We start from the raw sequence: 25,849 nt of genomic DNA, 5'->3' as shown, positions 1-25,849 counted from the left end.
TCGGTTTGCAGCTTTGTATCCATTTTCATTGAATTCACGATATAATGCACCGCTATTTTTACTTTGGAATTTTTTATGAAATTGTTAATGCTTTGCCGTGAGCCGCGTTTGTATAGTTGTCGGCGTTTAAAAGACGCGGCGGAACAATGCGGACACGAAATGGACATTTTAGATCCGAATCGTTGCATCTTAAAACTCAACAAAAATTCACCGCACTTTGATATTTACTATCAACCTTTGGAAGGCGAACCTTACCTTTTACCTCATTACAATGCCGTTTTGCCTCGTTTCGGTACGACAAGTACTCAAATGGGCTGTGCAGTGTTGCGTCATTTGCAGGCGAAAGGGGCTTATTGTTTGAATAACGAAAACGCATTTTTATTGGCTCGTGATAAATGGAAAAGTCTGCAGGTTTTACTGGAACAAGGTATTCCTGTGCCGCCTAGCCGATTATCAGGTATTGAGGTGGATTCTAAATTTTCCGTTCAGCAAACAGATTCACCGCTAATTATTAAAACTTTGAGCGGTTCGCAAGGTGTTGGTGTGATGTTGGCGGAAAAAGTGCAAAGTGCGGTCAGTATTTTAGATACTTTGAAGCAAGCCAATGTGCCTGTGTTATTGCAAGATTTTATTGAAGAAACGAAAGGGACGGACATCCGTTGTTTTGTTATTGGTGAACAGGTTATCGCCGGTATGCAGCGCATAGGGCAAGCAGGGGAATTTCGTGCTAATTTTCATCAAGGCGGTTCTGCACAAAAAGTCGATTTGACGAATGAAGAAAAACAAATTGCCGTAAAAGCAACAAAAGCCTTAGGGTTGGATGTCGCTGGCGTTGATTTAATCCGTTCAAAATCAGGGCTGTTGGTATTGGAAGTTAATGCAAGCCCAGGGTTAGAAATGATAGAGAAAACCAGCGGCGTTAATATTGCGTTACAGATGATTTTGTATTTGGAAAAGCGGATTTAAAAGGCGAACTTTGTGTTCGCCTTTTTGCGCTTTGATCACTGTGTGGGAAATTATCCTCTCAAATCTTTTTTTAACTCATAATTGGGTGGAAGTTCCGGCATCGGATTTTCTTCATCGAAAGGCTCACTTGCTGGTCGGTATTGAAATTCTTTCCTATCTTGACCGCTCTTTTCCTTGCCGAGTAATTGCGGTTGTAATTTTAAAAAACTGCTTTTCGGAGAAAGCCAAATATTTACAAAGGCTTCGGTAAATTTCGCATCAAATTCGTGATTGAGTATCGTGTCATTGGCAATAAAATAGCCTTTATTGTCTAAGGCGACAAAATTTAAAATATCATTGGGTGAAAAATCAGGAAAAATTTCCTGCATCTTTTTTAACCACGCGTTAGTATCATCTGTGCTTGCTTGTTGCGCTTCCATTTCTTTAATCAGACTAATCGCGAAACTTTTGCCTTCAATCGGTTTTCCGTATTTGATGGAAAACATTAACGGACGTTGATTTTCCTGATATGAACCGGTTTCAGATGAAAGCGCTACGCTATAAACATGGAATGGTCCCCAAGTATATTCCGCATTGCCGACGTGTTGCCAATGGGCAGAAAGTGCGGTTGAAAAAAACATAAAAATTGCAGCAAAAAGATATTTTATTTTCATATTGTTATTTCACAGTTCAATGTTGGGCGAATTATAGCAAAAGCCTCTTAAAAAACCTCAAATGGAGAGAATTAAATTTAATATATCTACAGCATTGCCGCACCTCGCCATGCTATTTGTACTTTTGCAACTTGCAGATTTTAAATTTAACTCACCATAAAAAAGGCGGACTGATGCCCGCCTTTGACCGTTATTTCGGAAGGAAGTTTATTTTAAGCTGCCTACCATATCTTCAGGGCGAACCCATTTGTCGAAATCTTCTGCTGAGACTAAGCCGAGATTAATGGCTTCTTCACGTAATGTCGTGCCGTTTTTGTGCGCGGTTTTCGCAATTTTTGCCGCATTCTCATAACCGATATGCGTATTAAGTGCGGTCACTAACATTAACGAATTTTCAAGCTGTTGTTTAATGCGCGGATAATTCGGCTCAATGCCTACGGCACAGTGTTCATCAAAAGAGACGCACGCATCACCCAGTAATTGGGCGGATTGTAAGAAGTTTGCAATCATCACAGGATTGAATACGTTCAATTGGAAATGCCCTTGCGACCCCACAAAAGCGATGGTGGTATCGTTACCGAATACTTGTGCGCAGACCATTGTCATCGCCTCACATTGTGTCGGATTAACTTTACCCGGCATAATGGAAGAGCCCGGTTCATTTTCCGGAATTAAGATTTCACCGATGCCGGAGCGAGGTCCGGAAGCTAATAAACGGATGTCGTTTGCGATTTTGAATAAACTCATCGCTAATTGACGTAACGCACCGTGCGTTTCAACAATGGCATCATGTGCAGCCAAGGCTTCAAATTTGTTGTCGGCGGTTACAAACGGAAGACCAGTGAATTTCGCAATGTAATCCGCCACTTTCACGTCATAGCCTTTCGGTGTATTCAAACCGGTACCTACCGCGGTTCCACCTAACGCTAACTGACTTAAATGAGGAAGGGTATTTTTTAATGCTCGTAAGCCGAATTCTAGTTGGGCTGCATAAGCGGAAAATTCTTGACCGAGTGTCAATGGTGTCGCATCCATTAAGTGAGTACGACCGATTTTTACCACGTCTTTAAAGGCTTCGGATTTTGCTGCGAAAGTTTTTTGTAAACGCGCCACACAAGGAATGGTATGCTCCACTACTTTTTTGTATGCGGCAATATGCATTGCTGTTGGGAAGGTATCGTTTGAAGATTGTGATTTATTCACGTCATCATTCGGGTGAATGATTGATTTTTCACCGAGTTTACCGCCGTTTAAAACGTGCGCACGATTTGCCACTACTTCATTCACATTCATATTGGATTGCGTGCCGGAGCCGGTTTGCCAAATAACGAGCGGAAATTGATCATCTAATTTATTGGCGAGAATTTCATCACAGGCTTGTGCTATTAAATCACGTTTTTCAGCAGGTAATACACCTAAATCATGGTTTGCAAATGCGGCTGCTTTTTTCAAATAACCAAAAGCTTCAATAACTTCATGCGGCATAGAGGCTTCAGGACCGATTTTGAAATTATTGCGTGAACGTTCGGTTTGTGCCGCCCAATATTTATCGGCAGGAACTTGAACTTCACCCATCGTGTCTTTTTCAATACGAAATGCCATTGCGATACTCCTATTAATAGAACAAAAATTGGCATAATTCTAACACTTCAGAGTTATGAATGGAACGCAACGAAAATGCCAAAAATCAGTTTTGTGATATAGATCATAAAAGTGCGGTCGATTTTATAGGTGTTTTTCTTTGCCGGCTCAACTCACGATTAAACCGTTTATTTTTTTCCTCTTTTTCGATACAATCGTCAAATTTGTAGCTTGGTAAAATTGAGACAAAAATGGCAAAAAATGCGCAGTTTTACATTTTGACAGAACAAAGCCTTACCGTTGAACAACTCGCATGCAATTTAGCAGCCTCGGCGTGGCGTTTGGGAAAACGGATTTTGATCGCTTGTGAAACGGAGCGGCAAGCACTTGATATTGATGAAGCACTTTGGCAACGTAATCCCGATGAATTTGTACCGCATAATTTATCGGGTGAAGCGACACAGTACCCGACGCCTATCGAAATTTCATGGCGCGGAAAACGTAATGCTCAACGCCGTGATTTATTGATTAATTTACAACAAGAAATCCCTGAATTTACTCATAGTTTTACTCAAGTGATCGATTTTGTTCCCGCAGATGAAATTCAAAAGGAACAAGCACGAGAACGTTATAAACAATTACGTATGCAAGGCTGGCAACTTTCCACGGAAAATGCGTAATATTTTTAATTAATGGGATTTACTATGAAATCTTCAATGAAATTTGCTTTATCTCTATTACTTGGCTCAAGTGTTTTAGTTTTAACGGCTTGCGACAATCAAGAAACGAAAACTACGGAAAAATCAACCGCACTTTCTGCAAATGCACAGGATCAACATTCAAAAACGGTAGAAGCTGAGAAAGCCGCAAAGTCCACAACTGCTGACAATACCGATAAATCGAAAGCAAATACTTCGGTAGCGGAAAATGATATGACTGAAAAGACGGATATAGAATCCAAAGCGGTATCTGATGTTGCAAAAACAGAAAAATCAGTCGTTATTGAAAATGAAACGAAGAAAAAAATAAAAAAAGCAATAAAAGTCAGTCGTGAAAATACTTATTTAGGCGAGCAGAAAGCCTTACTCAAAGTCCTTGAATCACAATATGCACAGGTGCGTTGCTCACCGGAAGCGGCAAAATTAGGTGATTATAGTTTCTGCCGCCAAGAAGAACGCCGTTTATCTGAAGAAATCAAACGAGTGATAGATGAGATTCGGTTGAATCAGTAAATAAAATAGTAGGATAGCTACCAAATGACGAAAGAAGAAATTTTAGCCCAACAAAAACAGCTTAAAATTCTTTTTACCGCTTGGATGAATGAAAAGAAAAAGCATGAAGTTCTGACTTTCCAACGTCCAAATGGAGATATTGTTCGTCACTATCCGGATGGACATGAAGAAGTGATTGAGCATGCAAAATAACCTTGCCATTTTTTACTGTGGCACAAATGGGGCTGGAAAAACGACTTTACGAGGATTTAATCAAGACACCGTACAAATTGTGATTGATTCTGATCATATTGCAATGCAAATTAACCCTGAAAATCCCCGTTCAGTTGATAGCCAAGCCGGTAGGAAAGCGATTGAGCTATTTAAATTCGCAGTTAGTCAACAAATCTCATTTTCAATGGAATCAACCTTGTCTGGTAATTCTATTTTGCAACGAATGAAAACGGCGAAAGAAAGTGGCTTTTTTGTACGTTTAAATTATGTAGGTGTCAGTAGAGTTTCAATTAATATCGACAGAGTAAAAGCAAGAGTAGCAAATGGTGGGCATTTTATTGATGAGGCAATAATTAGAAACCGTTACGACATCAGTTTGCAAAACTTAGTAAAAATTTTACCACTCTGTGATGAAGTTTTTATTTATGATAATTCAGGTGAAACTCCAAATTTAATTTTTCATTTTAGTGAAAATGAATTAACACAGTGGGTTGATAAGCTGCCGAGGTGGTGTGAAAGATTAGAGGATCTAATTAGTTGTAATACCAAAAGAGCAGACTTCTAATAGTGTGATATATTTGAGACTAATTTGCTACAACCTATTCTATTAAATTTAATCAAAGGTTATATAAGATGAAAAGTAATTTAAGTCTTTCTGAATCAATGTATTTATGGGAAGTTTATTGTGATTTTACCAATTCAAATAAATCGAAATTTTCTCGTAGCCTTCCTCCTCCCAAAAATAAGAAAAGAAACGTAATATATGGTTATGATATTGATTATTTAGATTTTGAAGTAATGCAAACTATATCTCAGTTAGAAATGGTCGGAAGTAAACAACTGGGAGATTATTAATCTATGTATAAGCTTGCTATTTTTTTAAGAAAAGATGCTAAGCCAAATTTCTTTAGAAATGTTATTTTATCTAGTTTAGGCAATAGTGATTTTGATAAATATATCTTATGTAGCGCATTTTTCCAAGAAAATAAATTTAGTACAAGTTCAGAGATAATAAATACGGTTAATTTGAAAAGAAAGTTAGAAATAGATATATATGGTTTATATCGAGGAAGTTGGAATAAACAATTTAATCAATTTTGTCTTCAAGTAAAAAATCATTATAAAAATTCATTTTGTAAAACTAACTTTTATAGATTTATACCTAATTCCCATGCTAAGGTTTTTATAGCAAAAAAACAGGGGGAACCTCTAATTTCAATAATTGGTAGTAGTAATTTGAGTGCGGGAGCATTCGCGGATAGGGACTCTAAAGATAGATGGAATCAAGAATGTGATGTAGTTATTTGGAATAATAGTAATTCTTTAAGTAAAAATATTATGAAAACTACATTTGCTAATATATCTGATTCATTAAAGCCTTTTATTTATGTATCTGATTACAATCAAGATTATATATCATCTGATATAAACTGTTTAGATAAAATAAATGAATTGGAAAGTTTAATGAAAAATAACGCAGATACATATACGGTATAGCTAATACATAAAACGTATTAAATTTAGAAAATAAAGAGAGTAACAATGATTAAAACCTTTGAAATGGCAGACCGTTTTAATCCGTCTGCAGTAGAACAAGCACTTTATAAACACTGGGAAGAACAGGGGTATTTTAAGCCTTCTGAGAATCCGGACGTTCCAAGTTATTGTATTGCCATTCCGCCGCCGAATGTAACGGGCAGTTTGCATATGGGACACGCTTTCCAACAAACTTTGATGGATACCTTAATCCGTTTTAATCGTATGGAAGGCAATAACACCCTTTGGCAAACCGGTACGGATCACGCTGGGATCGCTACTCAAATGGTGGTGGAACGCAAAATCGCTGCCGAAGAAGGTAAAATCCGCCACGATTATGGACGTGATGCCTTTATCGATAAGATCTGGGAATGGAAAGCCTATTCAGGCGGTACGATCGGGCAACAAATGCGCCGTTTGGGCAACTCCATTGACTGGGAACGTGAGCGTTTCACAATGGACGAAGGCTTATCCAATGCGGTGAAAGAAGTGTTTGTTCGTTTGCACGAAGAAGGTCTAATTTATCGTGGTAAACGCTTGGTAAACTGGGATCCTAAGTTACATACAGCTATTTCTGATCTTGAGGTGGAAAATAAAGAGAGCAAAGGATCGCTTTGGCATTTCCGCTATCCGCTTGCAAATGGTGAGAAAACCGCGGAAGGGAAAGATTACTTAGTGGTGGCTACCACCCGACCTGAAACGATGTTAGGGGATACCGCCGTAGCCGTTCATCCGGAGGACGAACGTTATCAATCTTTGATCGGAAAAAGCGTAATTCTACCGCTTGCCAATCGTGAAATCCCAATTGTGGCAGATGATTATGTAGATCGGGAATTTGGAACAGGTTGTGTAAAAATTACACCGGCACATGACTTTAACGACTATGAAGTGGGCAAACGTCATCAGTTGCCTTTGGTAAATATTTTTACGTTTAATGCGGATATTCGCCAAGAAGCGGAAGTGATAGGTTTTGATGGAAAAACTTTGCCAAATTACACCGCACTTATTCCGGAAGATTATCAAGGTTTAGAGCGTTTTACCGCACGTAAAAGAATCGTGGAAGATTTTGAGCGCTTGGGGTTATTGGAAGAAATTAAACCGCACGATCTTAAAGTACCTTATGGTGATCGTGGTGGCGTACCGATTGAACCAATGTTGACCGACCAATGGTATGTCAGCGTTAAACCGCTTGCCGAAGTGGCGACTAAAGCGGTGGAAGACGGTGAAATCCAATTTGTACCGAAACAATACGAAAACCTGTACTTCTCTTGGATGCGTGATATTCAAGATTGGTGTATTTCTCGCCAGTTATGGTGGGGGCATCGCATTCCGGCGTGGTATGACGAAGCAGGCAACGTTTACGTGGCTCGTGATGAAGCAGAAGTGCGGTCAAAATATAATCTTTCTGCAGATTTACCATTAAAACAAGATGAAGACGTGTTGGATACTTGGTTTTCATCAGGCTTGTGGACTTTCTCGACTCTTGGTTGGCCGGAGCAAACCAAAGAACTGAAAATGTTCCACCCGACTGATGTTTTAATCACGGGCTTTGATATCATTTTCTTCTGGGTCGCCCGAATGATTATGTTCACCATGCACTTCATCAAAGATGAAAACGGTAAACCGCAAGTGCCGTTTAAAACCGTTTATGTAACGGGGTTAATTCGCGATGAACAAGGGCAGAAAATGTCAAAATCCAAAGGTAACGTGCTTGACCCGATTGATATGATTGACGGTATCAGCCTTGAGGATCTGCTTGAAAAACGTACCGGTAATATGATGCAACCACAGCTTGCAGAAAAGATTGCGAAATCGACCGCTAAACAATTCCCGGAAGGCATTGCCGCACACGGCACGGACGCATTGCGTTTCACCCTTGCCGCCCTTGCCAGCAACGGTCGCGATATCAACTGGGATATGAAACGCTTGGAGGGCTACCGCAATTTCTGCAATAAATTATGGAATGCCAGTCGCTTTGTTCTCACCAACGATAAACTGGATTTAAGCGAAGGTGAAATCGAATTTTCAGTGGCGGATCGTTGGATTGAATCGGCATTTAATCGCACCGTGGAAACCTTCCGTAGCGGATTAAGCCAATATCGTTTTGACTTGTGTGCTAATGTTATCTACGAATTTACGTGGAACCAATTCTGCGATTGGTACTTAGAATTGACCAAGCCGGTATTTGCTAACGGTAGTTCTGCACAAATTCGTGCAGCAAGCCAAACATTAGTGCGTGTATTGGAGCAATTATTGCGTTTGGCACATCCATTGATTCCATTTATCACTGAAGAAATTTGGCAAAAAGTGAAAGGTTTTGTGGGCATTGAGGCGGATAGCATTATGTTGCAACCTTTCCCGAGAGTGAATGAAGCCGCATTCGACATTAATGCAGAACACGAGATCAACTGGTTAAAAGAGGTGATTATTGCAGTACGTAATATTCGTGCGGAATGTAACATCGCACCAAGTAAAGGCTTAGATTTGATTTTCCGCAATATCAATGTCGATGAACAAAAAATCCTTGAAAAACAGACCGCACTTTTATGTGCAATGGCGAAACTTGATGATGTAAAAGTGCTCAACGAAGGTGAAGTTGCACCACTTGCCGTGGCAAAATTAGTGGGCAATACGGAACTTCTTGTGCCTATGGCGGGTTTCATTAATAAGGAAACCGAACTCGCACGTTTAACTAAAGAGATTGAGAAATATCAAAATGAAGTTAAACGTATCGAGGGCAAGCTCAGCAATGAGGCTTTCGTAGCAAAAGCACCGGAAGCAGTAATAGCAAAAGAACGTGAAAAAATGGCGGAATACCAATCCGGATTGGAAAAAATCCGTGAGCAGTATAAGGCGATTGAGGCACTTTAATAAATAAAAAAACGCTGGCTTTTATGGTCAGCGTTTTTTATTGTCGGCAAGCTCATTATTTAGGCGAATAATTTCTTGCTCCGAAAATCGCCGTGCCGATACGCACCATTGTTGAGCCGCACTTTATTGCGCTTGGCATATCGTCCGTCATACCCATAGAAAGGGTGTCGATTTGTTGATTTGGCAAGGCTTGTTTGAGCTGTTCAAATAAGTCCGCCATTTTTTTGAACGTATTTTCCTGTTCTTCAATATTTTCTGTTGGTGCGGGAATTGTCATTAAGCCGCGTAAACGCAAGTGCGGTAGATTTTCGATGTGTTTTGCTAACTCAAGCATTTCTTTGGGCTGAATACCTGATTTGCTCGCTTCATCACTAATATTAATTTGAATCAGTACATTTAGCGGCGCTTTATTGGGAGGGCGTTGTTCGTTTAAACGATTGGCGATTTTGGCGCGATCAAGGGTTTGCATCCAATCAAAATATTCCGCCACCAAACGGCTTTTATTTGATTGTAGGGGGCCGATAAAATGCCACTCTAGATCAATCCCTTGTTCGGCAAAATACTGAATTTTTTCTACGCCCTCTTGCACATAGTTTTCACCGAATGCGGTTTGCCCTGCTTGGTAAGCGGCTAAAATATCGGAAACCGGTTTTGTTTTAGATACAGCAAGCAGTTTCACTGCATTGGATGCCCGTTGAACTTGTTCACAAGTGCTATGAATGCGTTGATGAATTTGTTGCAAATTGTGTTGAATATCCACTGAATTCTCCTTATTTAAAGTGCGGTTAGTTTACACGAAATTTATCGCATTGAGAAAAATTCGGGTAAATTATGATTTTCTGTTTGACAAGCTAGGTAAATTTCGGTATTTCTTAGCGCATTCTTTTTTGAAAGATAAAAAACACAATGAAAAATAACCGCACTTTCAGCACGATCATTATTATGCTCACCATTACGATGTTTAATGGCGCGGGTTAGTGCATAAAATACAGGATACATAAAACCCGCAATCTGATCGAATGCGGGTTTTTTATAGATTAAAAAAATACAACTTTCTAGGAGAATCAATTATGCGCGTACTTAAATTTGGCGGCACTTCGCTTGCTAACCCCGAACGTTTTTCCCAAGCGGCGAAACTTATCGAGCAAGCCCATTTGGAAGAGCAGGCCGCCGGTGTGTTATCCGCCCCTGCGAAAATCACCAATCACCTCGTAGCCCTTTCTGAAAAAGCCGCCTTAAATCAACCGACCGATACGCATTTCAACGAAGCAATTGAAATTTTCTACAACATTATCAATGGATTATATGCTGAAAATAATCAATTTGATTTAGCGGGAACGCAAGCGCTTATTGATGCGGAATTTGCTCAAATTAAAGATCTGTTGGAAGAAATTCGTCAAGCGGGAAAAGTGGAAGACGCCGTTAAAGCGACCATTGATTGCCGCGGTGAAAAACTTTCTATCGCAATGATGAAAGCTTGGTTTGAAGCGCGTGGTTATGCAGTGCATATTGTTGACCCTGTAAAACAATTATTGGCAAAAGGCGGTTATTTGGAATCTTCCGTAGAGATTGTGGAATCGACTAAACGTGTTGATGCACCAAGCATTGCGAAAGACAAGGTTGTGCTTATGGCAGGTTTTACGGCGGGTAATGAGAAAGGGGAATTGGTGCTTTTAGGTCGTAATGGCTCCGATTATTCCGCTGCTTGCTTAGCGGCTTGTTTAGGTGCAAGCGTGTGTGAGATTTGGACAGATGTGGATGGCGTTTATACTTGCGATCCGCGTTTAGTGCCGGACGCACGTTTACTTCCAACCCTTTCTTATCGTGAAGCGATGGAGCTTTCTTATTTCGGTGCAAAAGTTATCCACCCACGCACCATTGGCCCTTTATTACCGCAAAACATTCCTTGCGTGATTAAAAATACCGGTAATCCGTCTGCGGCAGGTTCCATTATTGATGGCAATGTGAAATCTGAAGGTTTACAGGTAAAAGGTATCACCAATTTAGATAATTTAGCGATGTTTAATGTGTCAGGCCCGGGAATGCAAGGTATGGTGGGAATGGCATCACGCGTATTTTCGGTGATGTCAAAAGCAGGGATTTCCGTCATTTTAATCACGCAATCTTCTTCTGAATATAGCATTAGTTTCTGTGTACCGGTTAAATCGGCGGAAGCCGCTAAAGCGGCGCTTGAAGCGGAATTTGCGAATGAATTGAACGCAAACCAATTGGAACCGATCGAGGTGATTAAAGATATGTCGATCATCTCCGTTGTGGGTGATGGAATGAAAGAAGCGAAGGGCATTGCGGCGCGTTTCTTCTCTGCATTAGCGCAAGCGAATATTAGTATTGTTGCTATCGCACAAGGTTCGAGCGAACGTTCAATTTCCGCCGTTGTGCCGCAAAATAAAGCGATTGAGGCGGTGAAAGCCACTCACCAAGCGCTTTTCAATAATAAGAAAGTGGTAGATATATTTCTTGTCGGTGTCGGTGGAGTAGGTGGGGAGCTGATTGAGCAGGTAAAGCGCCAAAAGGAGTATCTGGCGAAGAAGGATATTGAGATTCGCGTCTGCGCAATTGCAAATTCCAATCGTATGTTGCTTGATGAAAACGGTCTAAATTTAGATGATTGGAAAAACGATCTTGAAAATGCAACCCAGCCTTCCGATTTTGATGTGCTGCTTTCTTTCATTAAATTGCACCATGTGGTCAATCCTGTATTTGTTGATTGTACTTCTGCGGAATCGGTTGCAGGGCTTTATGCAAGAGCTTTAAAGGAAGGCTTCCACGTCGTCACGCCAAATAAAAAAGCCAATACACGTGAGTTGGCGTACTATCACGAATTACGTAAAAATGCTCAAGCAGGACAGCACAAATTCTTATATGAAACCAATGTCGGTGCGGGATTACCGGTGATTGAAAACCTGCAAAATCTTCTTGCCGCCGGTGACGAGTTAGAGCGTTTTGAGGGGATTTTATCCGGCTCGCTTTCCTTTATTTTCGGTAAATTAGAAGAGGGATTTTCGCTTTCTGAAGTGACCGCGCTTGCGCGTGAAAAAGGCTTTACCGAACCGGATCCCCGTGATGATTTATCTGGTCAAGATGTAGCGCGTAAACTTTTAATTTTAGCGCGTGAAGCCGGTTTAGAACTGGAATTATCCGATGTTGAAGTGGAAGGTGTGCTGCCGAAAGGATTTTCCGAGGGGAAATCCACCGAGGAATTTATGACAATGCTGCCACAGTTGGATACCGATTTTAAAGCCTGTGTTGATGCCGCCAAAGCAGAGAATAAGGTTCTCCGCTATGTAGGACAAATCAGTAATGGTAAATGTAAAGTTTCTATTGTTGCGGTTGAGCAAAACAACCCGCTTTACAAAGTAAAAGACGGTGAAAATGCGTTAGCGTTCTACACGCGCTATTATCAACCGATCCCGTTATTATTGCGTGGTTACGGTGCAGGTAATGCAGTAACGGCTGCGGGGATCTTTGCGGATATTTTAAGAACATTACAACATTAATAAGGAATGCCCAATGTTACGAATTTATGCACCGGCTTCCAGCGCAAATATTAGCGTAGGTTTTGATACTTTAGGCGCCGCAATTTCTCCGATTGATGGCTCATTATTAGGTGATGTGGTTCAAATTGAATCTATCGCAAGCGGTTTTGAATTGGAAAGTGCGGGTTATTTTGTCCGTAAATTACCTAAAGAGCCGCAAAAAAACATTGTATATCAAGCCTATGTGCTGTTTAGTGAACGGTTAAAATTACGCGGTGGTAATGTGAAGCCATTGCGTTTAACCCTTGAAAAAAATATGCCGATTGGATCGGGGCTCGGCTCCAGTGCTTGCTCCATTGTGGCGGCATTGGTGGCACTGAACCGATTTCATCATGAGCCTTTTTCTAAAATGGAATTGCTTGAGATGATGGGCGAATTAGAGGGGCGTATTTCGGGCTCGATTCATTATGACAACGTTGCCCCTTGTTATCTTGGCGGTGTGCAATTTATGGTACAATCTCTTGGTAATATTTGCCAAAAATTGCCGTTTTTTGATAATTGGTATTGGGTGCTGGCTTATCCGGGAATTGAAGTTTCCACAGCCGAAGCCCGTGCAATTTTACCAAAAAGTTATACCCGTCAAGATGTTATTGCTCATGGTCGCCATTTAGGGGGCTTTGTTCACGCCTGCCATACTCACCAAGAGAATTTGGCGGCGATTATGATGAAAGATGTGATAGCAGAGCCTTATCGCGAGTCATTGCTGCCAAACTTCGCAGAAGTAAAACAAGCGACACGTGATCTAGGCGCATTAGCAACCGGTATTTCCGGCTCAGGCCCTACGATTTTTTCTATCGCACCGAATTTACAAACGGCAACAAAACTTGCGACTTATCTGGAAAGTCATTATTTACAAAATAATGAGGGTTTTGTACATATATGTAAGGTGGATAATGAGGGAACACGAGAGATTTTAGTGAATTAAATTTAAAAATACTGTATTGCTACAGCCTTGCTGTACTCATTTTAATTCACTACAAATAATGATCTCTAACATCATCGTTAGGTAAAACAATCATTTATCGGTAAAATTTCATGCCGAATTACATTCTATTTGAAGAGAAACAAATAAATTGGATTAATTATGAATTTATACAATATCAAACACCCGGAACAACAAGTCAATTTCGCACAGGCGGTTCGCCAAGGGTTGGGGAAAGATCAGGGGCTATTCTTTCCGGAAACGATTCCGCAACTTTCCAATATTGATGAATTACTCGATCTTCCGCTTGTTGAACGCAGCCAGAAAATACTCTCTACGATTATCGGCGATGAAATCCCAACAGAAACGTTAAATGCAATAGTTAAAAATGCGTTTACTTTTCCGGCTCCTTTAGAAAAAGTGGAAGACAATATTTATGCCCTTGAGCTTTTCCACGGCCCAACATTGGCTTTTAAGGACTTTGGCGGTCGCTTTATGGCACAAGCCTTAGCTGCTGTGAGAGGGAACGGTAAAATTACCATTTTAACCGCCACTTCCGGTGATACCGGTGCGGCGGTGGCACACGCATTTTATGGTTTGGAAAACATTAATGTCGTCATTTTATATCCGAAAGGTAAGATTAGCCCATTGCAAGAGAAATTATTCTGCACCCTTGGCGGCAATATTCGGACTGTGGCGATTAACGGTGATTTTGATGCGTGCCAAGCATTGGTGAAACAAGCCTTTGATGACGCCGAATTACGTGAAGCTATCGGTTTAAATTCGGCAAATTCCATTAATATCAGCCGTTTACTTGCACAAATTTGTTACTATTTTGAAGCGGTTGCACAATTACCGAAAGCGAAACGTGACAATGTGGTGGTTTCCGTACCAAGCGGTAATTTTGGAAACTTGACGGCAGGATTGATTGCAAAAACCTTAGGCTTACCGATCTCACGTTTTATTGCTTCAACCAATGCTAATGACACCGTGCCGCGTTATTTGCAATCCGGCGACTGGGAGCCAAAATCGACAGTTGCAACCCTTTCTAACGCAATGGACGTAAGCCGACCGAATAACTGGCCGAGAGTTGAGGAATTATTTAAACGCAACGGTTGGGGTTTATCGAATTTGGGCGCAGGTATGCTTACCGATGAACAAACGGAAGAAACCTTAAAAGCAATGCATGCCAAAGGCTATATTTGCGAACCTCACGGTGCGATAGCATACCAAGTGTTGAAAGATCAACTTAATGCAAACGAAACCGGTATTTTCCTTTGCACTGCGCACCCGGCGAAATTTAAAGAATCCGTTGAGCGTATTTTGAATCTTGAATTGCCACTTCCGGAAGCCTTGGATAAACACAACAAATTGCCATTACTTTCTGATGAAATGGATAATGATTTTGCGCAGTTACGCACATATTTATTGAAATAACGATAAAGTGCGGTTATATTGAATTAAATTTTAAAATGTTTACAGCTTATTACGCCTCGCCGTACTCATTGTACTGCTTTCGCCTTGTGGTTTTGTATCCATTTTAATTTATTCTAATTTTGACCGCACTTTTTCTTTTCTATTTATTTTTATGTCAACCTTTATCGCTTACGCCAATATTCAGCAGTTTTTTCCTTTTGATGAAATCCCTCCGGCGCTTGTTCCTGAAAATTTACTAATGTCATCTAATGAAAGCACTCGGGTAAAACAACGTCATCAATGTCGTCGATTAGCCCATTTCTTATTATGGAAATTGTTAAAAATAGCAGGAAAATCAACCGCACTTTTAGGACAAATTCAACGTACGGAAAGTGAACGACCTTATTTTTCCAATGAAAAGATAGATTTTAATATTAGCCATTCCGATGATTGGGTCTCGGTAATATTAGATATTCAAGAAGAAAAACAAAGTGCGGTCGGTATTGATATTGAATTTCCTAAAAAACGGAATTTCCTTGCATTAATGGAACATTTTGCTCCCGAGGATGAAATTCATTGGTTTACACGGCAAGTGAATTCGGAAAATGCTTTTTATCGTTGTTGGTGCTTGCGTGAAGCCGTATTGAAATCACAGGGCGTTGGCATTGTGAAGTTGTCGGAAGTATGCCATTTACCTGATGAACAGAAAATTTTTTCAGAACATTGCCCGCAAGGTGAGCTATTGTTTACCGATGAACTTCCGTTTTATTTTGCGATGTTTGTTAATCAACGACAAAATCAACCGCACTTTTTTCAATGGAATGGTGAAAAATTGATACAAAAAACGCTCAAGCATTTTATTTATTATGATGTTAATTAAGCGTGAAAATCCCTCCTTATCACCTTGTATTTTTATAGACGAGTCCCCATTATTCCGATAAACTCGTCACAATTTTTTTACAAACGGAGAACGACATGTCGCAGAACGATTCAGGACAGGATCCTTGGGGCAAGCCGGGGCAGAGCAATGAGCAAAAGCCCGACAACTCATCAAATAACGGATGGGATTCAAATCAACATCGCGGTAAGCAAGAGCAATCACCACCGGATATTGAGGAAATCTTTAGTAATTTATTGAAAAAAATCGGTGGTGGTAAAAAGAGCGGTCAAAACAATGGCGGTTCTAACACGCCTTCTACGCCATTCAATTTTGGTAAAGCTTTACCAATAGCGGTTGCATTAGGCGCGATCATTTGGGGCGCAAGCGGCTTCTATACGATAAAAGAAGCGGAACGCGGCGTGGTATTACGTTTCGGCGAATTACATTCCATTGTTCAACCCGGATTAAACTGGAAGCCGACTTTTGTAGATAAAGTCTTACCGGTAAATGTCGAGCAAGTAAAAGAGCTGAAAACACAAGGCGCGATGTTAACGCAGGATGAAAATATGGTGAAAGTTGAAATGACCGTTCAGTACCGTGTACAAGATCCGGCTAAATATCGTTTCAGCGTAACAAATGCGGATGATAGCTTGAATCAAGCGACGGATAGTGCGCTACGCTATGTAATAGGTCATATGACAATGGATGATATTCTTACCACCGGTCGTGCAGTGGTACGTGAAAACACATGGAAAGCATTGAATGAAATTATCAAACCTTATGATATGGGAATTGAGGTCATTGATGTGAACTTCCAATCTGCACGCCCACCGGAAGAAGTGAAGGATGCCTTTGATGATGCGATTAAAGCGCAAGAAGATGAACAGCGTTTTATTCGTGAAGCGGAAGCTTATGCCCGTGAGAAAGAGCCGATCGCACGTGGTGATGCGCAACGTATTATAGAGGAAGCTACGGCTTATAAAGATCGTATCGTATTGGATGCAAAAGGTGAAGTGGAGCGTTTACAACGTTTATTGCCGGAATTTAAAGCCTCACCGGATTTATTGCGTGAGCGTTTGTATATCCAGACGATGGAAAAAGTGATGGCAAATACACCAAAAGTGATGCTTGATGGCAACAATGGAAATAACCTGACGGTATTACCGCTTGAGCAAATTATGGGGAAAAAAGCAGCAAATAAAACGCAAAGCGCGGTAGATTATTCGCCTGTTTTATCACAGACGGAGTCCCCGCAACCTCAAACTCAACCGACAACAGTAGAATCAATTCGCCAAGGGAGATTTAACTAATGCGTAAATTTTTATTACCGGTTATTTTTGTTCTTGCGGCGGTGATTTATTCCAGTATTGTTGTGGTCACTGAAGGGACGCGCGGCATTATGTTGCGTTTTAACAAAGTGCAACGTGATACCGATAATAAAGTGGTGGTTTACGAACCGGGGCTACATTTCAAAGTACCGCTGATTGATACCATTAAAGTGTTGGATGCCCGCATTCGTACCTTAGACGGTTCAGCCACCCGTTTTGTTACCGTAGAGAAAAAAGACCTATTAGTTGATTCCTATGTAAAATGGAAAATTAGTGATTTTGGTCGTTTCTACACTTCAACCGGTGGTGGTGATTACAATCAAGCGGCAAGTTTATTGAGCCGTAAAGTAAATGATCGTCTGCGTTCTGAAATCGGTACACGTACTATCAAAGACATTGTTTCAGGTACGCGTGGTGAATTGATGGAAGGGGCTAAAAAGGCATTAAACTCCGGACAGGACAGTACGGCGGAATTGGGTATTGAAGTAGTTGACGTACGCGTGAAACAAATCAATTTACCGGATGAGGTTTCTTCTTCCATTTATCAACGTATGCGCGCCGAACGTGATGCAGTAGCACGTGAGCATCGTTCACAAGGTAAAGAGAAGGCTGCATTTATTCAGGCTGATGTTGATCGTAAAGTGACGCTAATTCTTGCGAATGCAAATAAAACAGCGCAGGAATTACGTGGTTCCGGTGATGCAACGGCGGCAAAACTTTATTCTGATGCGTTTTCTCAAAATCCTCAATTCTTCAGCTTTGTGCGCAGTTTAAAAGCCTACGAGGCAAGTTTTGCAAATTCGGATAATATGATGATTTTAAAACCGGATAGCGATTTCTTCCGCTTTATGCAAGCGCCGAAAAAGTAGCTTTAAAATCGTAAGGTAAAAGTGCGGTCAAATTGATCGCATTTTTTCTTTTTGGGTTATTTTTGAGCAGTCAAAACAATTTTATTATTTTTTATTTGACAGTCTTTCATAAATCCGTAGAATACGTCGCGTTGTCTGGCAACAGACAGATGCGGGAATAGCTCAGTTGGTAGAGCACGACCTTGCCAAGGTCGGGGTCGCGAGTTCGAGCCTCGTTTCCCGCTCCAATTTGCCCGAGTGGTGGAATCGGTAGACACAAGGGATTTAAAATCCCTCGCCTTTCGAGGCGTGCCAGTTCAAGTCTGGCTTCGGGCACCATTTTATAAAATTCCATTTTTATAAAAAACTCCTTTAAAATCCTATACTTGGGTCGTTAGCTCAGTCGGTAGAGCAGCGGACTTTTAATCCGTTGGTCGAAGGTTCGAATCCTTCACGACCCACCACTTAGACCAAAGTGGCGGTAGAGTGGCGGTAAGATTTCGTAAGCATTCCAAATCTTCTTTCTAAACAGTTTTTCTAGTGGCGGTTATCGCCAGTCAGTCCTTTAAACTGAAATTAATTTTTCTGAAAATTTCCACGTAAAATCACTGAAGTTTTTATAAATCATAGGCTTATGTCATTCCGTTCGTTTTCTATGATCTCTTTTAAGTGTAAAACACTGTAAAAGGTTGTAATTTTTACAGTTAAGATCACTATTCTTTCGATTAAATGATCTCTTTTACTTCAAATAGTTAGATTTCTTTAAGCCTTGAAATTTAACTGAAAAAATGCAAATTTTTAACGCAAATTCGGCGGGGGAGGAAGTGGATTTTACGTGGCGTGGGGTTTTACGTGAAAAAATTCCGTGGCTAGTGGTCAATTTTTCTTTTTAAATAAATTTACTTAAGAAACAATTAGTTAAATTTTCCGTGGTGTGCTTTTAGAAATGAAAATGGTATGTTGCTATATCACAAAATTATTATGACAAGTTGGCATTTGCCAAAAAATAGGGGCTGTTGCCAAAATAAAAATATAACCCATTGATTTTTAAAGCGTGAAATATGTAGTAAGAGAGAAGTTGGCATTTGCCAAAAAATCAGGGCTGTTGCCAAAATAAAAATATAACCTATTGATTTTTAAAGCGTGAAATATGTAGTAAGAAAGAAGTTGGCATTTGCCAAAAAATCAGGGCTGTTGCCAAAATAAAAATATAACTCATTGATTTTTAAAGTGTGAAATGTGTAGTAAGAGAGAAGTTGGCATTTGCCAAAAAATCAGGGGTGTTACCAAAATAAAAAACGCCTGCCGGCATATACTAGCAGTGCGTTTTCTTCGTTAATCTATTTGGTTGCTTTTATTCATCTATTCCATCAAGCAATGAATCATCATTCCAAATTTCTTCAAGGTATTCTAAAAATTTTGTCTTGTCATCTTTATCAAACCCCGAAACATCAAATCCTTGTGAGCTTGATGTTCTGATTCTGACTTCAACATCACTAAATTTTTCAGCAATACGTTTTGGCAATATTTCTTCTAGCCTTTCAATAGCTTTTTGCTGCATAGCTATTTTTTTGCTATCACGTTCTTTTGTAAAACGAATGTCTATTTTTTTCATGGCTTCCCCCTTTTTTACTGTTTTTATGAACAGTATTTTAGAGAATAAAAAATCACTGTCAAGATATACAGTGATTTATGTTTGATTTATTATTCGATAATCGGTGTGAGCTTTGATTTTATTTGTTGGGCTTTTGCTGACTGTGCCGTAAAGGTACTCGCCTGACTTGGCGGCGGTGAACCGCTGTGTGTATGTGTTGCCACTTCTTTTGCTACTTCGCCGAGTAGTTGGATTGTATCTTCTAGAAGTCTAAAAATATTTTGCCCTTCCGATCCTACATAACTTAGTGGGGCGACAAATTTATTTTTTTCATCAGAAACACGTTGTGCTAATCCCACGATTTTTTCTTGTAGTGTTCCGCCTGTTCCTATTGTTCGGTTGCTCGCTGTGGTGTCATCAATACTGCCTAAAACACTGGTGCTTTTATTTCCGCCGATAGTTTGCGTGCTGTCGGCATCTACTGTTTTTGTTGATGTACCGATTTGTTTTACTTCGCTGTCTGTTTCGATATGGCGTTCGTAAGACTTATCCGTAATTTTTTGATCGGTTTCCCGAATCTTATTACCTGCGGCATCTGTGCGTTCATAAACTTCAGGGCGTTGCTGTTTTAGTTGCTCACCCGGTGCAACACTCGGCACAGTTTTACCTTGCGCTAACATTGTACGTACAAAAGGTTGATCGCTACGCCCATAAGCAAAACCGATCTCAACCATTGTTCCCACTTCGGGAAAGGCAAAATCGCCACCCTGTGAACCCGTACTTGTTACCGGCAAAGGCACGGCAGGATAAACCGGTACACTTTTATCTTCATTGCCGTTTTCATCTAATAGCTGCAACTCAACCGCATATTTCGGTCGGAACGGATCGGAAATATCGCCACCGCTAGAGGGATCGGCAATGCCGACCACTTTGGCATATTTAGGCAAGTGATAACCGCCAGCCAGTTCGGGGAAAGTCTTTTCCATTTGGCGGCGTTCCGGGCTTTTTTGTTCCGGCTTGCCGTCTTTATCTAAGTTATCCCAAGAAAGCACATAATCATCGCCACGTAATTCTACTTTCTGAATTTTATTCCCATTGATCATTGCACCCGGTCGAATAGCGGCAGTGATAGGAATCGTCATATCATTACTGCCGCTTGTTAATGTCATACTTTCATCAAATTCAATGTTCTTGCCCGCCCATCGTGAATCTTTATGTGAACCGACAAATAATGAACCATCAGGCGATTGTTGCCACATATAATCGGGGATTTGGTATTGTCGCCCGATATTGCTTAAAAGCTGATAGCCGCTGCCATTATGGGTGAATAATGAAATGGGCGTATCGGCATAATCTGCTTGCGGTACTTTGACCGGTATTTGTGTTTGGCTTGTAATCCAAGCACATAGATCACGTAGCGTAATGTGGCGATGGGAACAATTTAACGGCTTTTCAAATACTGCCACTTTTTCACGAATGAATAATTTTTTATAGCCGTTTTCCGCACTTTGTTCACGTTCTACAACGCCGTCAAACCATTTGTAATAGTGATCGTATTCACCCATTTCAAATACGGCGGTTTTGCCAACGCAATCTTTATCCGTTAATACGGTGACAAAGCCACGTCCGGTATTATTCAATTCTAAAATAATTTGCTCATCGGCAAGTTCTAATTCTTCGCCGTCAATGAGGCAGGTTTTAATTATTTTCATCCGTCAATGCCCCCAAAGAAATCATCAATGTCTTTCGCAATACCTTTTCTTTCATCTTTTGGTTGTTCAGATTTACCCGAATTTTCAACCGCACTTTTATTTGTGGCTTGTGCGGTTGGTGCTTTTTCACCTTGTGCTTTCGCTTTTGGTTTTTTCTTGCGTTGGTCTTTCTTCTCGGCAACGGAATTGACTTCACGCAACGTGAAAGCAACCGCCCAACCTAATTGCCCGTTTTGTTCGGTTGCGCTGACTTCATCACTAAATTGTACTTCACGCATATTCACGGCTTCAGCGGCAGTGCAGGAAACACGATATTTTGACTGCTCGCCTTTTTTATCTTCCGATTCGGCAAAATTAAATAATTGGGTAAGCCATTCTTTGCGTGAATAGGGGATAAAACCGGTAACACGTAATTCTTTGGCTTTTATGCCTTTGTCAGATTTTTTCGTACTTGATTTTTGACCGCTCATATCTTTTTCTTCACGTTTGACCGATACTGTCATCAAGATATTGTGCAAATAAATTGGCGTGCCGTTTAATGCCAGTTGCACGCTTGGATTGCGTTTAGGTACGTTTGCAGAAGGTGCGGTTTGTGGTGATTGACGTTGTGCAACCAGTGATAAACTAGGCATTTTGTAACATTCCTCTAATATTGGTTAAATCCGAACCGATAAACATCACGCAAGCGGTAAACACATTGCCCGATGATGGCACGTTAATTTTTATTTTACTTTCGGCGATTTCAAGATAATCAGAAGTTGCAAAGGCATATACATTCGCCACGGTATTTAGCATTTTTTCTACTTTTTCGTTATTTTGTTGATCACGGGCTTTTTTTGCTGCTTTTAATGCCTCAATCGCTGTCATTGGGTCTTTGGTTTGTGCGGCAACGGCTGCGGCAGTCGCATTGCGTAAAATGCTTTGCATTGTACGGGCAGAACCCGGCGTAATATCCGCACCATTTGAAAAGGCAGGATTTGACATTGTCGGGGTTTTTATCATTTTAGTTGTTTGTAAATCCTTGCTTGATTTAGCGTAATCCAAAGCTTGTTTAAATGTTGGCTCGGGCAAGAGTTCACGTACCTTTTCTAAATCTGCAATAAACTGATCGATATTGCTGTTTGTCACCATAATGACAACAACATCTTGCACGCCTCTTGGACGATTAGGATCGCTATAATCAACCAATTTTGCCGCCAATGCTTTTACGGCGTTTTCCGGTGATAAGTAGTGATTTGATTTTTCTTTGATGCCGTGCGACCAATTATGCACCCCCAACTTTGTGCCACTTACCGATAACGAAAAAGGGGAGATGATCCCCTTTTGTGCGTTCTGTAATGTTGTTTTAGCCTGTGGGGATAGCTTTAATTTTTGTTGTTGCCACATGGTAAAACCACCTTTTTAATTCGTTTCAAAATCAGCCGGATATTGTTTACGGTTTAACTCGCTGTGATATGCCGTTTCACAATGATTAGGATCACGGAACAATCCATTGATTACACGATAAAGCACCCGCCAACGTTTTTTCGGTTTGGGATTTAGCACGGCACGGCGATAGGTACGGCTTGAAAGTGTTTCATCTGCGCCACCGCCTGTGAACGCATTAAATAGCTGATCGATAGCAATCGCCACGTTATAGCCCCAATTTTTTAATTTTTGTTTTATAGTTTTTGCCATTGTTCAATCTCCTTGTTAATTTTTTCTAAATCATCTAAATTTTGAGCCTGCTCGATATGTGCCTCAAAATTTTGTTTAATTGCAAAAATTTTCCCCATAATAATGGCGAATAAATCCGCTTTTTCGATCACCTTGCTTTTCAGTTGTTCAATGTTTTCAAGGTCATCACGCCCTTCAAATAATTCAGTGAGCAACATCAACGGCAATTCGCCCCGTGCCTCACGTTCTTGGCGGTAAAAACTGTCGATTTCCGCTTGAGAATAGCCTTGGAGATAGCTCGCCTTGAATTGGTCGGTTTTGTCTGCGATGTGTTGTAATAATGCCTTTTTACGTTCCGCCAAAAGTGAGGTCAATTTCTCTGGTGGAATTTTCCATGTTTTACCATCCCATTCATGCGCTTCCGATGGTCGGGGCGTTGTGGTTTTCACTTTGCCTTTTTCTACGTAAAGTACACAACCTGAACTGCGTTTGGTAATTAAATCCTCATACTCATCATCTGATACGGATATTGCGCCTTCCGGTATAAGATGGATGCCATCAACTAAAAAGGCATTGATGTTTTCGTCAAAAAAATACATAAATCATATCTCCTGTTATCGACCGATAGCAATCCAGTGTGAGTTATTGGCATCACTCGTGTATTTACCTTGATGATAAAACTTAGTGTTGGATATATCTTTGATGACATAGGGTTCGTAGTTACCATAGACACCCGGCGTGCCGGTAACCGAAAAGCACGCATTTGGAAATGCAATCGGAAAATTGACCCAACCACCGTTTGATTTGCCCCATTGCAAGATTAAGCCGTTCGGCAATTTACACCAGCCGTTAGTGCCGCTAAAACTTTGCGTGAAATCTTCCAACAACGCTACCTTGCCGTTTTTTTCGGGCATTGAAATCACATAATAATTACTGCCGTTCTGTGTGTTGCGGCGAATGAAATGAAAGTGATTATTTTCGCTTTCTATTAGCATCCTGTCATTGCGGCTTGGGCGTTCTATTATTAAACCGCCCCAATTTTCGGTGGTTGTTTGTACATAACTTTGATTTATTTGATGGGTGTTATTGAGCGATTTACCACTTGCTGTTTTTACATCATTGGGAGATATAAAATCCCCGACGTGGGTAAATTGCCATAATCTTTCATAACCGTTATCCTCAATAAGATGGATAACACCGGTTCCAAATTGATTTCGCGTTCCTGGGGTTACATAACCTAAAGAAAAGGCAGTTCCCCAACCATCGCCATTTGTTACTCGCCCTTTAACGTATGGATAATAATTATTGCGACCATTGGCATTACCAACATGGGTGAAGAAAGGGGCGTGGACACCATATTGGGCGGAAAACGCACCGGCACCAGTTGCGTGTTCTACAACAAGTCCGCCGGTCATCGTATCGCCTGATTTGGATACTGTATCATTTAAAGATTTCCCCAGACCTGTCCTTACGTCACCCCGCACATATAATTGTTCTTTATTTAGTTGAGCATTAAATTCTTCATTTTCTCGCCCCCCTAAGTGCAATGACCCATTATTATTAAATGCAATCACACAAACTTCGTTCCCGATGACGGCATCTCCGTTAAAATTGATTGGCTTACTCCATGCGTGATTATTCACACGGTAACTTCTGGTAGACCCCGAAAATCCTAACGTCCCCGTCATCGTATCGCCGGATTTTGATACGCGACTATTGGCGTTATCATTAGCGGTTTTAACCGCTTGCGATGTGGCAATCGTATCACTTGATGCGGACGTAGTACTGTTTGATTTTTTACTATTAGGAATATAATTACCAAGACTTCGGGTTAAGCTATCAATCAGTGATTTGATGGCTTTAATCACCCGTGCAGTTGGGGCTTTCTCTCGGCTGTCTGATTCCCAGGTGTCATCAAGTTGTACTATCCCCGCCTTGGTTGTACTGGCTTTTGCCAATTTATGAGAATGTCCGGTTTTATCTGCGTGATTTCCGGTTGTTTCGTCTAAATCTTTTGGCGTAATCCCTAAAAACGGAGAGAGCAAACGGCGATCGGTGACATTGCCTCGGCTATCAATATCCGCAAGAATTTGTACATAATGTTGGCGATTTGCCGTATCAACATAATCAGCTTTTGATTGCGTGAGAAATTGTATTTCCGTTTCATACGCCCCCGTTACGGTGCAATGATGTACCACATCGGCGTAAATAGAGCAGGGGAGCTTATTTACCGTGATATTATGCGGTGCGGATAAATTCATTCGCACACCTTCAACATAGGCGATACCCGGTTGAATGGTGAATTGATTGCCCGTTTTGCGTGTTAATAAAAATCCATCATCAAAGAAAACCGCACGGCCATAAAGATCACGATTGGTTAAACGGATTTTTTCATCAAGTCCATGTAAGCGCACAGTAAAATCAATTTGCCACGTATCCGCAGATACATTAATCCCGGTTAGGGCTTTTGCACCGCTAAATTCTAAAAGAATGTTGCGTGTAATACTGTTACCTTGCTGCGTGTTTTTATTACGTGTTTTCTTCACCGGTTCGGTTTGCACGGCAACTGCTAACAGATTTTTGCTTTTATTGATTAAACCGATAAAATTGAAATCAAAATCACCAACTTCGGTGCCAATAGTGACAGAATAGACCACCGCATTTTCATTAATGACACCGCTTTGTGAAACGGCTTGGCGATGTACGATTTGCGCTGCGGTCGGCATTGTTAAATGCTGTGCAAGATTGTTTTCATTTAAGCCCGGAATATTGGCAAAAATAAATTCATCAAACACGACACTGCCTTGTGCAATCGTCTGTTCGGCAATGTAATGCTCGAATTGCGGCGTAATTAAACTTGCCATAAATTAAACCTCTTATTATT

General features: G+C 40.7%; 24 protein-coding genes and 3 tRNA genes. 17 read left to right on the top strand and 10 right to left on the bottom strand.

All coding sequences use genetic code 11. From position 1 onward, the window contains the following. The first annotated feature begins 75 nt into the window (after positions 1–75). On the top strand, positions 76–966 hold the full coding sequence (locus IHV77_RS02995; protein WP_194812674.1) for a RimK family alpha-L-glutamate ligase: 891 nt from the start codon (positions 76–78) through the stop codon (positions 964–966). Positions 967–1,016: 50 nt separating this feature from the next. On the opposite strand, the gene IHV77_RS02990 is transcribed toward IHV77_RS02995, so the two are convergent. Together IHV77_RS02990 and fumC are read right to left on the bottom strand one after the other, a co-directional pair. After that, a complete protein-coding gene (locus IHV77_RS02990; RefSeq protein ID WP_194812673.1) occupies positions 1,017–1,619 on the bottom strand; it encodes a hypothetical protein in 603 nt (200 codons plus the stop codon). Positions 1,620–1,826: 207 nt separating this feature from the next. Then, positions 1,827–3,221 (bottom strand): class II fumarate hydratase, encoded by a 1,395-nt coding sequence (gene fumC / locus IHV77_RS02985; RefSeq protein WP_194812672.1) that lies wholly within the window; start codon positions 3,219–3,221, stop codon positions 1,827–1,829. Between the two features lie 230 nt (positions 3,222–3,451). Between fumC and IHV77_RS02980 the strand changes: the two genes are divergently transcribed. From IHV77_RS02980 to IHV77_RS02950, 7 genes are all read left to right on the top strand, one after another. Next, positions 3,452–3,880: a DNA polymerase III subunit chi gene (locus IHV77_RS02980; RefSeq protein ID WP_194812671.1), complete on the top strand. Its 429-nt coding sequence runs from the start codon at positions 3,452–3,454 to the stop codon at positions 3,878–3,880. A 24-nt stretch (positions 3,881–3,904) separates the two neighbouring features. Continuing rightward, positions 3,905–4,432, top strand: a complete 528-nt coding sequence (locus IHV77_RS02975) for a hypothetical protein (protein ID WP_194812670.1) — start codon at positions 3,905–3,907, stop codon at positions 4,430–4,432. Positions 4,433–4,456: 24 nt separating this feature from the next. Then, positions 4,457–4,624, top strand: coding sequence for a hypothetical protein (locus IHV77_RS02970; RefSeq protein ID WP_194812669.1), 168 nt, complete (start codon positions 4,457–4,459; stop codon positions 4,622–4,624). Next, positions 4,614–5,210 (top strand): zeta toxin family protein, encoded by a 597-nt coding sequence (locus tag IHV77_RS02965; protein WP_194812668.1) that lies wholly within the window; start codon positions 4,614–4,616, stop codon positions 5,208–5,210. Before IHV77_RS02970 ends, IHV77_RS02965 begins: the two co-directional genes overlap by 11 nt. Positions 5,211–5,278: 68 nt before the next feature. Beyond that, the gene (locus tag IHV77_RS02960; RefSeq protein ID WP_194812667.1) at positions 5,279–5,500 is read left to right on the top strand and encodes a hypothetical protein; all 222 of its coding nucleotides are present in this window, start codon (positions 5,279–5,281) and stop codon (positions 5,498–5,500) included. Positions 5,501–5,503: 3 nt separating this feature from the next. Continuing rightward, on the top strand, positions 5,504–6,142 hold the full coding sequence (locus IHV77_RS02955; RefSeq protein WP_194812666.1) for a phospholipase D-like domain-containing protein: 639 nt from the start codon (positions 5,504–5,506) through the stop codon (positions 6,140–6,142). A 45-nt stretch (positions 6,143–6,187) separates the two neighbouring features. After that, on the top strand, positions 6,188–9,052 hold the full coding sequence (locus IHV77_RS02950; protein WP_194812665.1) for a valine--tRNA ligase: 2,865 nt from the start codon (positions 6,188–6,190) through the stop codon (positions 9,050–9,052). Between the two features lie 55 nt (positions 9,053–9,107). Here the strand turns inward: IHV77_RS02950 and IHV77_RS02945 are convergent, their stop codons facing one another. Next, positions 9,108–9,812, bottom strand: a complete 705-nt coding sequence (locus tag IHV77_RS02945) for a YggS family pyridoxal phosphate-dependent enzyme (protein ID WP_194812664.1) — start codon at positions 9,810–9,812, stop codon at positions 9,108–9,110. A gap of 310 nt (positions 9,813–10,122) precedes the next feature. On the opposite strand from IHV77_RS02945, the gene thrA reads away from it, so the two are divergent. The 9 genes from thrA (at position 10,123) to IHV77_RS02900 (ending at position 18,467) form a co-directional block, all read left to right on the top strand. Continuing rightward, positions 10,123–12,570, top strand: a complete 2,448-nt coding sequence (gene thrA / locus IHV77_RS02940) for a bifunctional aspartate kinase/homoserine dehydrogenase I (protein WP_194812663.1) — start codon at positions 10,123–10,125, stop codon at positions 12,568–12,570. Between the two features lie 13 nt (positions 12,571–12,583). Then, entirely contained in the window at positions 12,584–13,534 is a 951-nt protein-coding gene (thrB, locus tag IHV77_RS02935) for a homoserine kinase (RefSeq protein WP_194812662.1), read from the top strand. A 159-nt stretch (positions 13,535–13,693) separates the two neighbouring features. Next, positions 13,694–14,968, top strand: a complete 1,275-nt coding sequence (gene thrC, locus IHV77_RS02930; protein WP_194812661.1) for a threonine synthase — start codon at positions 13,694–13,696, stop codon at positions 14,966–14,968. A 151-nt stretch (positions 14,969–15,119) separates the two neighbouring features. Further along, a complete protein-coding gene (locus tag IHV77_RS02925) occupies positions 15,120–15,827 on the top strand; it encodes a 4'-phosphopantetheinyl transferase family protein (protein WP_194812660.1) in 708 nt (235 codons plus the stop codon). Positions 15,828–15,922: 95 nt separating this feature from the next. Beyond that, the gene (gene hflK, locus IHV77_RS02920) at positions 15,923–17,137 is read left to right on the top strand and encodes an FtsH protease activity modulator HflK (RefSeq protein ID WP_194812659.1); all 1,215 of its coding nucleotides are present in this window, start codon (positions 15,923–15,925) and stop codon (positions 17,135–17,137) included. Beyond that, positions 17,137–18,024, top strand: a complete 888-nt coding sequence (gene hflC, locus IHV77_RS02915) for a protease modulator HflC (RefSeq protein ID WP_194812658.1) — start codon at positions 17,137–17,139, stop codon at positions 18,022–18,024. Before hflK ends, hflC begins: the two co-directional genes overlap by 1 nt. A gap of 151 nt (positions 18,025–18,175) precedes the next feature. After that, positions 18,176–18,251 (top strand) — tRNA-Gly (locus tag IHV77_RS02910). 4 nt (positions 18,252–18,255) lie between these two features. Further along, positions 18,256–18,342 (top strand) — tRNA-Leu (locus tag IHV77_RS02905). Between the two features lie 49 nt (positions 18,343–18,391). Then, positions 18,392–18,467, top strand: a tRNA-Lys gene (locus IHV77_RS02900). A gap of 890 nt (positions 18,468–19,357) precedes the next feature. On the opposite strand, the gene IHV77_RS02895 is transcribed toward IHV77_RS02900, so the two are convergent. The 7 genes from IHV77_RS02895 to IHV77_RS11825 all read right to left on the bottom strand — a co-directional run bounded on the left by IHV77_RS02895 (position 19,358) and on the right by IHV77_RS11825 (position 25,829). After that, positions 19,358–19,618: a DinI-like family protein gene (locus IHV77_RS02895; protein ID WP_194812657.1), complete on the bottom strand. Its 261-nt coding sequence runs from the start codon at positions 19,616–19,618 to the stop codon at positions 19,358–19,360. An 89-nt stretch (positions 19,619–19,707) separates the two neighbouring features. Continuing rightward, positions 19,708–21,309: a hypothetical protein gene (locus IHV77_RS02890; RefSeq protein ID WP_194812656.1), complete on the bottom strand. Its 1,602-nt coding sequence runs from the start codon at positions 21,307–21,309 to the stop codon at positions 19,708–19,710. Continuing rightward, positions 21,306–21,941 (bottom strand): baseplate complex protein, encoded by a 636-nt coding sequence (locus IHV77_RS02885; RefSeq protein WP_194812655.1) that lies wholly within the window; start codon positions 21,939–21,941, stop codon positions 21,306–21,308. Before IHV77_RS02885 ends, IHV77_RS02890 begins: the two co-directional genes overlap by 4 nt. Then, a complete protein-coding gene (locus IHV77_RS02880; RefSeq protein WP_194812654.1) occupies positions 21,934–22,695 on the bottom strand; it encodes a hypothetical protein in 762 nt (253 codons plus the stop codon). Before IHV77_RS02880 ends, IHV77_RS02885 begins: the two co-directional genes overlap by 8 nt. 15 nt (positions 22,696–22,710) lie before the next feature. Then, complete coding sequence (locus tag IHV77_RS02875) at positions 22,711–22,986, bottom strand: hypothetical protein (protein ID WP_194812653.1); 276 nt, start codon at positions 22,984–22,986, stop codon at positions 22,711–22,713. Then, positions 22,971–23,564 carry a phage tail protein gene (locus IHV77_RS02870; protein WP_194812652.1) on the bottom strand — a complete coding sequence of 198 codons (594 nt, stop codon included), beginning with the start codon at positions 23,562–23,564 and terminating at the stop codon, positions 22,971–22,973. The genes IHV77_RS02875 and IHV77_RS02870 overlap by 16 nt, the downstream gene beginning before the upstream one ends. 15 nt (positions 23,565–23,579) lie before the next feature. Next, positions 23,580–25,829, bottom strand: coding sequence for a phage tail-collar fiber domain-containing protein (locus tag IHV77_RS11825; RefSeq protein WP_228550028.1), 2,250 nt, complete (start codon positions 25,827–25,829; stop codon positions 23,580–23,582). Between the last annotated feature and the right edge of the window lie 20 nt (positions 25,830–25,849).

Source organism: Rodentibacter haemolyticus (assembly GCF_015356115.1).
Taxonomy (GTDB): Bacteria; Pseudomonadota; Gammaproteobacteria; order Enterobacterales; family Pasteurellaceae; genus Rodentibacter; species Rodentibacter haemolyticus.
Note: the sequence above shows the minus strand (reverse complement) of the source record. Positions and strands in the feature narration are given on the sequence as shown.